The organism is Pedobacter sp. 05T44, from assembly GCF_056395985.1.
Window position 1 is genome coordinate 170,280 of record NZ_JBFTKO010000010.1, and the last position, 13,245, is coordinate 183,524.

General features: G+C 37.6%; 15 protein-coding genes. 7 read left to right on the top strand and 8 right to left on the bottom strand.

Features of this window, described 5'->3' with window-relative positions; translation table 11 throughout:
• Positions 1 to 37 precede the first annotated feature (37 nt).
• The 3 genes from AC1DDK_RS16505 (at position 38) to AC1DDK_RS16515 (ending at position 3,781) form a co-directional block, all read left to right on the top strand.
• Entirely contained in the window at positions 38 to 3,100 is a 3,063-nt protein-coding gene (locus AC1DDK_RS16505; RefSeq protein WP_337716284.1) for a collagen-like protein, read from the top strand.
• Positions 3,101 to 3,119: 19 nt separating this feature from the next.
• Positions 3,120 to 3,533: a hypothetical protein gene (locus AC1DDK_RS16510; protein ID WP_172663026.1), complete on the top strand. Its 414-nt coding sequence runs from the start codon at positions 3,120 to 3,122 to the stop codon at positions 3,531 to 3,533.
• Between the two features lie 116 nt (positions 3,534 to 3,649).
• The gene (locus tag AC1DDK_RS16515) at positions 3,650 to 3,781 is read left to right on the top strand and encodes a hypothetical protein (RefSeq protein ID WP_262889309.1); all 132 of its coding nucleotides are present in this window, start codon (positions 3,650 to 3,652) and stop codon (positions 3,779 to 3,781) included.
• A 40-nt stretch (positions 3,782 to 3,821) separates the two neighbouring features.
• Here AC1DDK_RS16515 and AC1DDK_RS16520 read toward each other — a convergent pair whose 3' ends face one another.
• From AC1DDK_RS16520 to AC1DDK_RS16530, 3 genes are all read right to left on the bottom strand, one after another.
• Positions 3,822 to 4,673 carry an HD domain-containing protein gene (locus tag AC1DDK_RS16520; protein WP_172663027.1) on the bottom strand — a complete coding sequence of 284 codons (852 nt, stop codon included), beginning with the start codon at positions 4,671 to 4,673 and terminating at the stop codon, positions 3,822 to 3,824.
• Positions 4,674 to 4,735: 62 nt separating this feature from the next.
• Positions 4,736 to 5,722 (bottom strand): Gfo/Idh/MocA family protein, encoded by a 987-nt coding sequence (locus AC1DDK_RS16525; RefSeq protein WP_172663028.1) that lies wholly within the window; start codon positions 5,720 to 5,722, stop codon positions 4,736 to 4,738.
• 48 nt (positions 5,723 to 5,770) lie between these two features.
• Complete coding sequence (locus AC1DDK_RS16530) at positions 5,771 to 6,013, bottom strand: hypothetical protein (RefSeq protein ID WP_172663029.1); 243 nt, start codon at positions 6,011 to 6,013, stop codon at positions 5,771 to 5,773.
• 119 nt (positions 6,014 to 6,132) lie between these two features.
• Here AC1DDK_RS16530 and dinB point away from each other — a divergent pair, with 119 nt between their 5' ends.
• The 4 genes from dinB to AC1DDK_RS16550 all read left to right on the top strand — a co-directional run bounded on the left by dinB (position 6,133) and on the right by AC1DDK_RS16550 (position 9,296).
• Positions 6,133 to 7,188: a DNA polymerase IV gene (gene dinB, locus AC1DDK_RS16535; protein ID WP_477612262.1), complete on the top strand. Its 1,056-nt coding sequence runs from the start codon at positions 6,133 to 6,135 to the stop codon at positions 7,186 to 7,188.
• Between the two features lie 101 nt (positions 7,189 to 7,289).
• Positions 7,290 to 7,868 (top strand): hypothetical protein, encoded by a 579-nt coding sequence (locus tag AC1DDK_RS16540; RefSeq protein ID WP_337716286.1) that lies wholly within the window; start codon positions 7,290 to 7,292, stop codon positions 7,866 to 7,868.
• A 685-nt stretch (positions 7,869 to 8,553) separates the two neighbouring features.
• Positions 8,554 to 8,865 (top strand): hypothetical protein, encoded by a 312-nt coding sequence (locus AC1DDK_RS16545; RefSeq protein ID WP_048905294.1) that lies wholly within the window; start codon positions 8,554 to 8,556, stop codon positions 8,863 to 8,865.
• A 197-nt stretch (positions 8,866 to 9,062) separates the two neighbouring features.
• Positions 9,063 to 9,296: a hypothetical protein gene (locus tag AC1DDK_RS16550; RefSeq protein WP_337716288.1), complete on the top strand. Its 234-nt coding sequence runs from the start codon at positions 9,063 to 9,065 to the stop codon at positions 9,294 to 9,296.
• A gap of 290 nt (positions 9,297 to 9,586) precedes the next feature.
• On the opposite strand, the gene AC1DDK_RS16555 is transcribed toward AC1DDK_RS16550, so the two are convergent.
• The 5 genes from AC1DDK_RS16555 to AC1DDK_RS16575 form a co-directional block, all read right to left on the bottom strand.
• Positions 9,587 to 10,642 (bottom strand): patatin-like phospholipase family protein, encoded by a 1,056-nt coding sequence (locus AC1DDK_RS16555; protein WP_172663032.1) that lies wholly within the window; start codon positions 10,640 to 10,642, stop codon positions 9,587 to 9,589.
• 288 nt (positions 10,643 to 10,930) lie between these two features.
• Positions 10,931 to 11,734 (bottom strand): helix-turn-helix domain-containing protein, encoded by an 804-nt coding sequence (locus tag AC1DDK_RS16560; RefSeq protein WP_288879387.1) that lies wholly within the window; start codon positions 11,732 to 11,734, stop codon positions 10,931 to 10,933.
• Positions 11,721 to 12,143, bottom strand: a complete 423-nt coding sequence (locus tag AC1DDK_RS16565; protein ID WP_172663034.1) for a VOC family protein — start codon at positions 12,141 to 12,143, stop codon at positions 11,721 to 11,723. Before AC1DDK_RS16565 ends, AC1DDK_RS16560 begins: the two co-directional genes overlap by 14 nt.
• 24 nt (positions 12,144 to 12,167) lie before the next feature.
• Entirely contained in the window at positions 12,168 to 12,551 is a 384-nt protein-coding gene (locus AC1DDK_RS16570) for a DoxX family membrane protein (RefSeq protein WP_172663035.1), read from the bottom strand.
• Between the two features lie 66 nt (positions 12,552 to 12,617).
• Positions 12,618 to 13,112 carry a DinB family protein gene (locus tag AC1DDK_RS16575; RefSeq protein ID WP_172663036.1) on the bottom strand — a complete coding sequence of 165 codons (495 nt, stop codon included), beginning with the start codon at positions 13,110 to 13,112 and terminating at the stop codon, positions 12,618 to 12,620.
• Positions 13,113 to 13,245 lie beyond the last annotated feature (133 nt).

Below are 13,245 nucleotides of genomic sequence, written 5' to 3' on the forward strand. Positions count from 1 at the left end.
AAACAAATAAAATAGAACGCATTTAAAATCATAAACTATGAGAAGTACATTTTTCACTCTAGTATTTATTCTTTTTGCAGGACTACAATGGGCCAGCGCTCAGGATGGTTTTAAAGGGATAAACTACCAGGCAGTTGCCAGGAATACCAATGGTACCGTCCTGTCAAATCAGGCAGTAAAGGTCAAAATTTCCATCCTTGGAGGTTCTGCGAATGGCCCGGTTCAGTATATGGAAGAACATTCTGCAAATACGAATCAATTAGGGTTATTTACTTTACAAATAGGTAAAGGAACACCTGGTACAGGTGCCTTTACTGCTATACCATGGCAAAATGCCAACCAGTTCGCTAAGGTTGAACTCGCCATTGGTGGTGGCTCATACAATGCATTAGGCAGTACTCAGTTAATGAGTGTTCCCTATGCTCTATACGCAGCTTCAGGGAACCCTGGCCCCGCCGGGCCGGCCGGTCCTCAGGGCACTCAGGGTGTTCAGGGCATAGCCGGTTCAAAAGGTGACAAAGGAGATACGGGCCCCGCAGGTCCAATTGGGCCAGCAGGAGCTGCAGGTATTGCGGGCCCACAGGGCATTAAAGGAGATCAGGGAGATCCCGGACCAGCAGGTGCTGTTGGCCCTGCTGGGCCAATTGGACCTCAAGGCATGAAGGGAGACAAAGGAGACGCCGGTGCAGTAGGCCCAGCTGGGGCCCAAGGCCTAAAAGGCGACAAGGGAGATCAAGGGGATCCAGGACCGGCAGGCGCTATGGGTAATCCCGGTGCAGTAGGCCCAATTGGCCCTGTTGGGCCACAAGGTCCTCAGGGAGTGGCAGGCGACATAAATGGTGTAGCTGCTAGTGGCGATTTATCGGGAACCTATCCAGGTCCGGTTGTAGCAAAATTGCAAACCAAACCTATTGATCCGATTGCACCGGTGTTAAATGATGTATTAAGATTCAACGGTGTATCTTGGGCTCCAAGTGCTATAGGTGGCGGAGGCTTTGTATTGCCATTTAATGCAAATGAAAATAATCCGGGCACCCTATTTTCTATTAATAATAACGGAGATGGAACTTCAATAGAAGGTTCAAATGCTACTACAACTTCTAGTATAGCCTCAATAAGAGGCATTGTCTCCAATACTTCTCCCGGAGGTTTTTCAAGTGCTATACGGGGTATTAATAATGGCACTGGCGGTTTGGGTATCGGCGTATGGGGATCGCAAGCTGGTAGCGGTTGGGGTGTATACGGGGTAACACCTAGCGGCCTTGGTGTATATGGGAATGCATCCGGTAATGGAACAGGTGTATATGCTAATAGCAATACAGGAACAGGCCTCACTGCCACCAGTAATAATGGTATTCCCGCAAATATTGCAATATTTAACAACGCAAATATTAACAACGCATTAAATGTCTCAACATTAGGTAATGGAACTGCAATTAATGTATCCAGTTCAGGATCTGGAAAAGGCGTTTTTAGTAGCACAGGATCAGGCTTTGCTGTACACGGCGTTACATCGGAACAAATATCCGCAGGTATATTTGGGGATAATAACGGTGCTGGCGAAGCTGTGGTAGGCCGCACAACCAGCGATATAGCTGGCGCAGTGGTAGGGCGGAATGATGGAGGTGGCTATGGTGTTAGAGGTTTCATAGCAACAAATACATCAGGTAATGGCATTGGTGTTTTTGGACAAGTTGGACTAAACAACAGTACTGGTCGGGGTGGAAGATTTGAAAATGTTAATCAAACAAATACTGCAGGGAATACCCTAGAAGTTGAAACCAACAGTAACGGAAATATCCCTGACAATACACAAGGTAATGCATCATCTTTTCTGGTAAATAATACAAATAGTGTATCGGCAGCTGTAAGAGGTGAAGTGAAAACAATTTTCGGAAACTTCGGAGCTGCAGGGCTATTTGGAATTTCCTCGGGAACAGGCGGCTTTGCAGGCTTATTTCATGCCTCAAACCCAGCTGGAAATGGTCCGGCTTTAGTTTCATTAGCCGATGGAAATGGCAATGCTATAACTGCCAATGCAGAAAAACTAGGCAACGGCGTAGAAACAAGTGTTAACGGTACTGGTAATGCACTTTATGCCTGGGTTCCTACATTTGCAACTGGTAGAGCAGGCAGGTTCAACATCTTTAATGAAGACAATACAAGTGATGTTATTACAGTTACTACTGCCGGAAACGGTATTGCAGGTAATTTTAAAGTAGATCGTACAACCGGTACCTCACCTGCTGTTAAGGGCGAAGTAAATTCTATATTTTCTAACTTTGGCACCGCAGGGATATATGGACTTTCTTCTGGCACAGGAGGTTTTGCAGGTTTATTCCACGCATCTAATCCTGCAGGTAATGGACCAGCACTTATTGCTATTGCCGATGGAAATGGCAATGGTGTTACAGCTAATGCATCCAATTCTGGTGATGGAGTTGAAACCACTGCCGATGGTAGCGGAAATGCGCTGTTTGCATGGACTCCTAATTTCAGCAACGGAAGAGCTGCACGACTTGTTAATTTTAATGATGGAAATATTAATCCCGTGCTAACAGTTGAACAGCATAGTAATGGAAATATAGCCGTATTTAAAAGTGGTAATCCAGGAACAGTAAATGTGGCACGTATTAATGCTGCAGGAAGAGGTTTTTTTAATGGTGGTACACAAACAGGCGGGGCTGATATTGCAGAATCATTTGAAACTATAGGTCTGACCTCCAGTTATGAACCAGGCGACATCCTGATCATTTCTACCACTAAAGACAGGGCAGTGGAAAAATCCGCTACACCTTACTCAAGTCTGGTAGCAGGTGTGTATGCCACAAAGCCAGGAGTACTATTAACAGAAGAACATATAGACAGCGATTTAAAAGGTCAGATTCCAATGGGTGTAATAGGTGTATTACCCACAAAAGTATGTTTAGAGGGAGGTGCGATTTCAAGAGGTGACCTTTTGGTTACCTCTTCTATCCCTGGTGTTGCAATGAAAGCTGATCCGGATAAAGTTAAAATTGGCCAGGTATTAGGAAAAGCACTTGAAGGTTACGATAATCAAGGAATAAATAAAATCAAAGTTCTGGTAAGCATAAAATAATCATATTAAAGACGAAAACATGAAAACATTATATAAAATAAGCTGCATAACAGTTATTGCCTTAGTAGCGTCTGGTTACTTAACTGTAAACGCGCAGGAATTTAAATCGGGCGAAAGTATAAAAGAGCAGCTAAAGAAAGGTAATGTTGCAGGTCTCAAATACGGGACTGCAAATCCACAAAACAATAAGGTGAACGACGATAAACCGAAACAGTATACAAAAGAGAATTTTAGGTCGTTGATATTCCAAAATTATAGTCAGAGTAGCCGATCTATCTCTACCCCTACTAATGTAACTGCTAAAACAGCTAAATCAATTTCTGGTTCTGCTAAGTTACCCAGTGATGCTGAAGTTCAAAAACCGAATGACAAAGATAAAAAGGTCGAAACATTTAAACTTCCTACTCAGGGCGAAGAAAAAAAGAAAGAATAATTCATATTATAAATTAATGGTTAGTTATACCCGGTTAGCAGATTTTGCGGCCGGGTTTTTATATTTTTTTCGCTGAACTATTATTTTATTTTTAACTTCATCCAAAATTTAATATCATGGAACAACATCAGTCACCAGAGGGTCTTCAAATAACAATTGTATTGGTTACTTTAGCAGTAATTATTGTGGTTACAGCATTCTATTTAACTTTTCGCAAAAAGAAAGACACACATCATTCAGGGCACTAATGCTCATTAAAACATATAGGGGATTAAGGTTGGCAAGGAATTAAATTAAAGCATTTAGCTGACGGTTCTTCATCTTTAAACCCATCCCCTTTTTAACAAACACGTCAAAGCCTCTTTGTTGTTTAATTGCTTTAACTCCTTCATATCCTGAGGCAGTACTTCTGATCTTATTAAGCAGATAAGTATCATCTTTTAAAAGATCACTACGCACAAGTTCGTTGCGTTGTAATCCAACTTTAATTAGCTCAGTAAGTTTCCTGTTTGCGTAAATATGTAATGGTAAATTAAATACATCATCAATTAGCTTCTTGTATAAATTATTAATCCACTCCGCTTTTTCAGCATTCTCAATAACAATTATTCCATCTTCAACACCAAGATGTTTAATAAAATCTTTAACTTCCTTTCGTGATACCAGTCCGGCGTGATAAGAATCTCTTAAAGTATAATCCAACCGATCTGCGCAAAGTCTTGGTGCTGCTTGTTCCAGAATATTAAAAGTACCCTTAATAATATCGTCTATATGGTATCCATGCCATGATAAAATTTCAGGGATATCTGATGAATGTAGCACCTCTTCAAAAACCTGTTCATGATAGTTTTCTTCAGTGTTATCAAACACGTAATCGCCAACATGTGAAAATGCTGTATGAGAAATATCATGTAGCAACCCGGCAACTTGTTCAAGCTCAGAACCACCCAGATGCCTTATCAACAGCATTACTCCTATAGAATGTTCAAGCCTTGTATGACAAATATTTGGATTAACCAAAAAGATTGCTCCGCTTTGATGAATCCGGCCAAGTCTTTTAACCCAGGAGGAATTAATTAAATCGTCAAATATTCCTGGAACCTCAACCTTGTCAAAAAAGATATCATTTATTAGTACCATAATATATTTTATTAATGCACAATAATACTAATAATTTTAGTTTTAATAAAATTAAATGATAATTATTTTAGTCTTCCCGTTTTTGTAAAGCTATCCATTAGCTCCATAGACAATATTGCCTGTTCTGCTGAACATGGATTATCCCCTTTGCCCAAAAAATAGGCTGTTACACGCTCAATCATTGGTTGTTGAACATGCTGCAATGCTTCAAAAATAAATTCTTCTTCGTAACCATCCTTTTTAAGAGTAATCTTATTTCCAAATACGGGAAAACTTATTTTCCCAGTTGAGCCTGTTATTTCGCAAATATCTTTCTTGTCAGCTTCTGATACTGTAAAACACCAGGTCCCATTAAAGACCACGCCATTTTCAAATAAAATTTGTCCGGTAACAAGATCGTCTGCGGAATATTCTTTTGATTGGTTTACTGAAATGCCCGATGAGCTACTTACTTTCCCAAAGTAATAAATCATCAAATCTAACTGATGAGGTGCAAGATCATGGAAAAGACCACCTCCAGAAATAGATGGGTCAAGCCGCCAGTTAGTATCAGTACTGGCAATTAAATTATGTGCCGGAGATTGAAGCATTTGCAATTGAACAAACCTGATATCGCCAATCACTTTATCCGACAATAATTGCTTTACTTTTAAAAATATAGGTTGTTCTCTACGGTAATGTGCTACACATAATTTAACATTAAAATTAATTGCAGCATTTTTCATTCTCAAAGCCGATTCTGTATTTAACGTCATCGGTTTTTCTACATAAACGGGCTTTCCTGCAGCCAAAGAGAGCAACGTGTACTCCTCATGCTGTAAAGGTGGGGTTGCTATATAAACAGCATTTACCTCGGGGTCATTAATTAATTTTTCTGCATTATCGTACCATGCAGGCACATTGTGCCTGGATGCATAATCCCGGGCTTTGGCTACATCTCTTCGCATTACTGCAACAAGAGATGAATTAGGAACTTTATTAAAAGCAGGACCACTTTTTACTTCAGTCACGTCTCCGCAACCTATAATACCCCATTTAATTTCTTTCATAGCTTACTTGCCTCAGTATAACAGTTGGTTTCTGCGGCAATATAAGAATTATCCTATTTTGCTTTCCAAAATTTCAATGTGCTTTCCTATTTCATCCACAAGCTCCTGACTAATGTGATCTGTTGTTTTCCACTGTACCGAATTACTTCCCTTAATGCAATAGATGTGCCCGGTCCTTTCTCCATTAACATATACAATATAATCCCCTTCTTTTGGTATTTCCACTCTTATAGCACTTGGATCGCCCTTAATTTCGAGAGTAAATTCATATGGATTTAAGTCTTTTTGCATAATTAATGTCTTTGTTTTGCTTAAAAACATATAAACAACGTTATTGTTTCCTTATTAAAATACTTTTGTAAAGGAATGCCTAAATTTAAACTGTGATCAGAAAAATAATCCATATTGATATGGATGCATTTTATGCATCAGTTGAACAGCGCGATTTTCCCGAATTCAAAGGGAAACCCATTGCTGTTGGCGGCTCACCTGATGGACGCGGAGTTGTGGCTACAGCAAGTTACGAGGCACGCAAATTTGGCGTTAAATCAGCGATGCCTTCACGACAAGCACTTCAGCTTTGTCCTGAGATCATATTTGTACGACCAAGATTTGATGCTTATAAAGCTGTATCTACACATATCCGAGAGATTTTTAGTCGATATACTGATCTTATCGAACCATTATCTTTAGACGAGGCCTATCTTGATGTAACCCAGGATAAGTTAAATATAGGTTCAGCATTAGAGATAGCTAAACAAATTAAACAGGCCATCAAAGACGAGCTTAACTTAACTGCTTCTGCGGGAGTATCATCTGGTAAATTTGTTGCAAAAATTGCGTCTGATATGAATAAACCAGATGGATTAACGTTCATTGGCCCTTCAAAAATCGAAAGCTTTATGGAAAGGCTTCCTGTTGAGCGTTTTTTTGGCGTTGGTAAAGTCACCGCAAAAAAAATGAAAAGTATGCAGTTGCATACAGGGGCAGATCTTAAACGACTCACTGAACAGGACCTGATTAAATACTTTGGTAAGGTGGGTAAATTCTATTATGCAATTGTAAGGGGTATTGACCACCGCGCCGTTCAGCCAGAAAGGCAAACAAAATCGCTGGCTGTAGAAGATACCTTTGAGCACGATTTAATCACGATTGAAGAAATGTACACTGAATTAAGTAAACTAGCAGATAAACTTGCATTTCGTTTAAACAAGAATCAGCTTAAGGGAAGAACCATTACACTTAAACTAAAATATAGTGATTTTAAACAGATCACCAGGAATCAGTCCTTTCCTAATCCTGTTTCCGATTATCAAATCATAATAGCTACAGCCAAGCTTCTTCTTGAAAATATTGATTTAGTAGATAAAAAGGTAAGATTACTTGGTATATCACTTTCTAATTTCAATGAAATCCAGATTCCCCCCCGCTCCGGTGATCCATATCAACTTCAGCTATTCGACTAGCTAACTTAACTACCTATCAACCTCTTAAGTCCTAATTATACATTTCGTAAACAAAAAACTTCAAGATTTGTTAACTTATTATATAATTAAAAAATCGAGCTATGAAAAAATTAACTTTAACTCTTGTTTTATGTGTCACTGTGTTATTTGGAGCAACTGCTCAGATACAGAAGGGCAACGTAATGATTGGTGCCAATCTATCAAACATTTCTTTCGGATTGGACAAACCAAATGTATTTAGTTTAAAAATAAATCCAAAAGCCGCGTGGTTTGTTCAGGATGGTTTAGCACTTGGTGGCGACGTTTCTTTCGGTCTTGCAACAGCTAAAAATGCAGGTACTGATATTAGCTATGGCATTGGCGCTCTTGGACGCTATTACGGTGCTACCGGAGCTAATGAAGTGGCTAACAACTCCAGGTTCTTTGGTGAAGCTACTGTTGGTGTTTCAGGCGTAAATCCTTCAGTTGGTGGTTCAACAAATGGTTTAGGATTTAGCTTTGGTCCCGGTTGGACTTATTTTGTAACACCTAGTATTGGCTTAGAAGCATTACTTAAATACAATGGTGTTGTTGGCTTCGGAAGCAGTGCTTATGCACACAATCTGGGTCTTGCAGTAGGGTTCCAGATTTATCTGCCAGGAAAAGGCACTGCACGTAAAGTACAAAGAGATATGCAGTAATCATTACTTTTAATCTTTAAAAAAGGAAGGTGTATCACAATGATCGCCCTCCTTTTTTTTTACGTTATCCTCTTATTGTTATTTACGGCAACTAATCTTTGCGGTAATAATTCACTAAAAACCCGCTTTTTCCTTGGTCTCGGCTTAGGTACAGTTCGATTCAGGTATATTAACAACAGGTGTTTCACAGGTGTCTCACTCCTCTGCTGCAGGTCTGTGTCCCTGTTAAACAGGAGTTTAACTGAGGTGAGGTCTGAGTGTTAGTGAAGTGGATAAAAAACCTGAATTATAGAATAGCCATACCGTTTAAAAATAAACTAAGCTGCATTTGCTATGATCATGTAGTTTACATTGCCTCTGCGCTCCAATGTTATTACATAATCAGGGAATTCCACTTATCAGGTTATATGGAACCTGATAAGTGGAATTAGAGATATAAAATTTCTTAACGCAAAAAAGCGCAGACTGTTCGGCAACAGACCACCTACCATGTTCCAGCGAGAACCCTTTTTTGTTTCTGAACTCACCAAACTGTGGAGTTTCTCTACAACTTCAAAACCCAATAAAACACACAATCAACTGTAAATCAATTACATGCCAAAAACAAATGATTTAGGCACCATTATGTAGCCTAGTCTAAACATAACTAACAAGAATTTTTAACTGAAATTTTAAAATAAGTATTATGAAAAAGATCATCTTATCAGCAGCATTTTTAGCATTAGCAGGATTAACTACAGTAAAAGCAAGCGACATTAAAAACCCAGTTAGAGTTGCTGTTCAACAAGATAGCGTTACAAAAGCTCCGGTTGAATTAAAAGACCTTCCTGAGCCAGTTCAAAAAACATTACAGTCTGAACCGGTTAAAGCATGGACGCCAACGGCTGCATTTCTTGTAACTAATCCAGACAAATCTACATATTACCAAGTTGATGTTAAAAAAGAAACAGAAACTGGTTCTTTGAAAATTGACAAAGACGGAAAAATTATCCAATAATATAAAGAACCAAAAATCCCTAAAGTTTAATTAACATCCACAAAGCCAGAGCAATCTGGCTTTGTGGTAAAGTTTGGTTCTACATTACCTCCCCCTACATCTACCCTTTTATATTTATCATTTTGAAAAAGTGATGCTCTTTTCTAAAACAACATCACTTTTTCAAATGTTTCTATTGTACATCAAATCCAACGGCTATGAATAATCAAAATGGAAATGAGGAACAGGTCCCTAAGGAAATTGGTTCTAATTTGACCGGTACAGCTATTCATGCAAAACCTGGACACTTAAGAGATATTCCTATAGATAGGTATATTGAAGAACTCGAGAACAAAGACTTAACTGCCCCCAAAAAAAAGAAAATTCATTGGAACAGTACAAGATTAAAAAAAGAAAACAAGAGCATTCAAAATAAGGGATCAGAAAATTGACTTTGAATAACAAAAACGCACTTGATTAACAAACAAGTGCGTTTTTATATTTTGAAATTGAACAACTGCGTATTTTCACAGTTGATATCAGGTCATTTCTCAGTTAATTTTGAGTTGAATTAAAAAGTGATAAATAAAATTTAACACCATGTATCTCAAAAAAACAAAAAAATCATCTTTAACACGTTATACCATTAGTGTATTAAAAGTTTTGGCATTTATTTTATTTGTATTCTGTTTTTATCAGGCCTGTAAAATAACCACTCCTTAAATAGCCTTTCATTTAAGGGCTAGCGTGCAACTTTTATAAAATCCCAGGGCATTTTAGAAGTAGATTTTTTTTGTTCCTCTACAAGGAATTTAGCAATCTGGTTTAAAAAATTCTCATTTTCGCTTACAGTTTTATCTCCAAGAGCCACTAATTTTTCAATATTTGCCGGACTCGCAGCATCTAACCCTTCTTTAATACTTTCCAAACTACCCGGTTCTATCCTTACATAGTTCTTTTCTTTCCCTACTGAATGAAAAAGCTGTTGCAAAAAAAAGTCGCTTGTTTCGGCTACCCCACTCATCATAATATCTATTAAAGCGGGTACAATAGCCATTGCGCTACTCTTTTTAAAATGATCATAGTCATATGATCTTTTAGAGCGCCCTGTTCCTAAAGAGAGTAAATAAATGTCATTGATTCTGGTTTGATTAAATGCCTTTGTAACTTCTATTAAGCCACTTAACGCCGGATTTGTAGCAAACACCCCTCCATCAAGTAAAGGATATCTTACATTAGCTAAAGAGTGTATTTCAGCCACACTAAAATACGTTGGTGCTGCCGAAGTTGCCCTACAAACATCCTTTAAATAAAAATCCCTTACATCGCCACGCACTATGGCGTTCTGCTGTCTAAAAAAATGTGTTTTGCGCAGTTCTATATTATAAGCACTTATTATACAAGGCTTAATAAGCTGGCTAAGTTTTATTTTATCAAAATACTTCTTCAAAACCCCCTCAAAGATTTGGCTGTTATAGCGTTCTCCCGCTAAACCAAATTTTGCTCTTAAGCGCTTAAAGAAGCTCATTTTAAAAATCTCATTACCATGCTCCAGATATAGATCCAATGCTTCTTTAGCAGAAAATCTTGGTCGGGTTGGATGCTCATCCGATGGGCAAAGCAACAGACAGGTTAAAATACCTCCGGTACTCGTTCCTGCAAAAAAGTCAAAATAATCAACAATAGCGGCATCTGGATTTTTACTTTCTTTTTTTAATTTTTCCTCGAGCGCTACTAAAAGCATCCCTGGAATAATTCCTCTTATCCCGCCACCATCTATAGAAAGGATTTTCTTCATAATACATGTGGGTTACCGTAAATATACTTACTTATATTTTATTGCAAAATTCACCTGTGTATTTACACAGTTGTAAAAAAAATATCACATGCCTATGTTTGTAATAGCTATTTGGTTAAACAAATCTGCTAATCGTGCCGGCCTCTTTAGTACTTTGTTACCGGCACATAAGATTTAAAATGTAATTAATATAAAAATATCAATCACGTCTCTCAACGTCAATTACAAAATCACCTCCTATGAAAAAAATCAAAAGCCGGATACTTTTCCGGCTTTTGCTCTTTAAAATTAAAGATCCTGCGAAAGACCAGCGTGCCACTGAGACGGTGTGCAACCGTAAAAACGCTTAAATTCTTTAATGAAATGATTTTGATCAAAAAAATCGAATTTATAGACCAATTCCTGCCAGTTAACAGCATTATTCTCTGTAATAAAACTGTTGATGTTATTGAACCGTACAATCCTGCTAAAAGCTTTCGCACTAAATCCTACTTTTTCTCTAAACTGCACACCCAAATTAGTTTCAGACATTCCTACTTGCCGGCTAAGTTCTGCAATGCGAATAAGCCCTCTACTTTTCTGTATTTGGTCGCAAGCATACGCCACACTATTTACATTAATTTTTTCGGTATTAATTAACCGCTTAAGCAGCCAACTTTCTAATCTGGCAACAACTGCGGTTGGCATCTTTGCAACTTCCCTCAATTGTTCAGTTAAAATTTTAATTTCAGGAAAAAGAAGCTGTACATCCGTAGCTTCATTTGAGAAATAACGCTGCGGAATACCAAATAGTTTAAAAGCTCCATAAGGTTTAAAAATCACCATTATGAGTTCTTTTGGGTAAACATCGAAGCTTCGGCTATGGTCAAGTAAGCCCAAAAAACAAAGCGGATACTGATAAATCCTATCAACCCCCACCTCATGAAATAAATGTTGTTCATCAATCACGAAAGACATTTGTGTACTGGTAACCGGATAAATATTTAACGGAGCACCTGTATCACAAGAAAAGTTCATATCTAAATATAAGTAACCATCAATATACGGCTGGAGTGCCGGATGAGCCATAAAAAACTGATTATTTAAACTCATAATTTATCATCCATTGAATACCATATTTATCATTAAACATTCCAAAGAAAGAGCCCCAAAAAGACTTTTCAAGTGGCATAGTAATTACCCCACCAACGGATAAGCCGTTAAACAACCTAATCGCCTCTTCTTCAGTTTCAGCACTAATAGAAATATACGAATTATTACCAAGAGTTAATGATTGTCCTAAAGAGCTTAAAATATCTGTAGCCATGAGGATACTTGCTTTGCCAATTGGCAACGAAATGTGCATAATCTTTTCCTGATCCTCTATCGACATGATCTCACATTCCGGGATTTCTTTAAATCTTGTTAATACCAGGAATTCACCTCCAAATACCGATTTATAGAAGTTAAATGCTTCTTCTGCATCTCCATCAAAGTTTAAATATGAATTTAGAATTGCCATATCCAAGCATTTAGGCAATGTCGGTTAAAATGATTTTGCGACAAATAAGCTTTCGTAATTTTTACGGTGATACCATGCAAGAAATAAAACGCCAATTAGTAAAAATAAACCAGCTCCAATCCCCGAAGGATCAAGGGAACCATGAAACAAGACAATATTTATAACAATCGGAAATATAACAACATTAGCCAGTGTTACAAAACGCCCCGTGATAAAAGCAATTCCACAAATAAGTTCGGTTATCTTAATCAGATTCATTAAGTAACCAGTTGCATTTACGCCCAGCATAAATGTTTTAACATCCCCTTTAAGCTCGGGTTGTGGTACAAGATTAAAAAAATAGGATACTGAGGCAAATAAAAGTAATAACCCTATTAAAGTACGGACAATAATAACTGCAATTTTCATAGTTTTTAGTTTTTAGTTTATAGTTTGATTTTGGAATATGAATTTACTAAATTTATAATATTTTATTTAGTCGTATTTAATTGCCTCATAGCCTAATAGCCTACGCCATAATGCGATCTGACCAATACAATTTGCTTCACGATAAATAATGAATGCGATCAGCTCATAAGCAGTCATCTTTTCAAATCCCATATCAATCTCCTCGTTAAGTTTTTCATCAGTAACTTTTATTAATGCATCTCTTAATAGTGGACTTATCTTATCCCAATCTTCATTAAACTCACTTAATGGTGGGTAGGTAGCATTTTCAATTATTCCCTGATGATTTTCAAATAATTTATGGGCAGTCTGATTACCTGAAATACCCAACATATTTGCCAAATAATAGCGCTGCTCAACAAGGCTTCCAGCAAGCCACGAAACGTGATTAGCTTTAGTATTCAATCTGTTATGTGCGTCCCTTGTGGTGATTCCCAAAATGGCTTTCGAATAAAAACTGGTATGCATATCAAATAATACAAGAAGAGCATACATTCTTTCACTAGTTGTTTTGATTTCCATGATATTTACATTTTAATTTTTTAATGTTAATTTAGTGTAATCAGAATATAAATTCTGACTTTTACTGAGTATGTTTAACACTACGAACTTACTGCTATAATCTAACTATTAGAGAGGCAGTGTACGACAATAT

What these genes read in the sequence shown, in the direction of transcription:
- AC1DDK_RS16505 (WP_337716284.1), top strand. Translation starts at nt 38, where the DNA reads ATGAGAAGTACATTTTTCACTCTAGTATTTATTCTTTTTGCAGGACTA.
- AC1DDK_RS16510 (WP_172663026.1), top strand. Translation starts at nt 3,120, where the DNA reads ATGAAAACATTATATAAAATAAGCTGCATAACAGTTATTGCCTTAGTA.
- AC1DDK_RS16515 (WP_262889309.1), top strand. Translation starts at nt 3,650, where the DNA reads ATGGAACAACATCAGTCACCAGAGGGTCTTCAAATAACAATTGTATTG.
- AC1DDK_RS16520 (WP_172663027.1), bottom strand. Translation starts at nt 4,673, where the DNA reads ATGGTACTAATAAATGATATCTTTTTTGACAAGGTTGAGGTTCCAGGA.
- AC1DDK_RS16525 (WP_172663028.1), bottom strand. Translation starts at nt 5,722, where the DNA reads ATGAAAGAAATTAAATGGGGTATTATAGGTTGCGGAGACGTGACTGAA.
- AC1DDK_RS16530 (WP_172663029.1), bottom strand. Translation starts at nt 6,013, where the DNA reads ATGCAAAAAGACTTAAATCCATATGAATTTACTCTCGAAATTAAGGGC.
- dinB (WP_477612262.1), top strand. Translation starts at nt 6,133, where the DNA reads ATGGATGCATTTTATGCATCAGTTGAACAGCGCGATTTTCCCGAATTC.
- AC1DDK_RS16540 (WP_337716286.1), top strand. Translation starts at nt 7,290, where the DNA reads ATGAAAAAATTAACTTTAACTCTTGTTTTATGTGTCACTGTGTTATTT.
- AC1DDK_RS16545 (WP_048905294.1), top strand. Translation starts at nt 8,554, where the DNA reads ATGAAAAAGATCATCTTATCAGCAGCATTTTTAGCATTAGCAGGATTA.
- AC1DDK_RS16550 (WP_337716288.1), top strand. Translation starts at nt 9,063, where the DNA reads ATGAATAATCAAAATGGAAATGAGGAACAGGTCCCTAAGGAAATTGGT.
- AC1DDK_RS16555 (WP_172663032.1), bottom strand. Translation starts at nt 10,642, where the DNA reads ATGAAGAAAATCCTTTCTATAGATGGTGGCGGGATAAGAGGAATTATT.
- AC1DDK_RS16560 (WP_288879387.1), bottom strand. Translation starts at nt 11,734, where the DNA reads ATGAGTTTAAATAATCAGTTTTTTATGGCTCATCCGGCACTCCAGCCG.
- AC1DDK_RS16565 (WP_172663034.1), bottom strand. Translation starts at nt 12,143, where the DNA reads ATGGCAATTCTAAATTCATATTTAAACTTTGATGGAGATGCAGAAGAA.
- AC1DDK_RS16570 (WP_172663035.1), bottom strand. Translation starts at nt 12,551, where the DNA reads ATGAAAATTGCAGTTATTATTGTCCGTACTTTAATAGGGTTATTACTT.
- AC1DDK_RS16575 (WP_172663036.1), bottom strand. Translation starts at nt 13,112, where the DNA reads ATGGAAATCAAAACAACTAGTGAAAGAATGTATGCTCTTCTTGTATTA.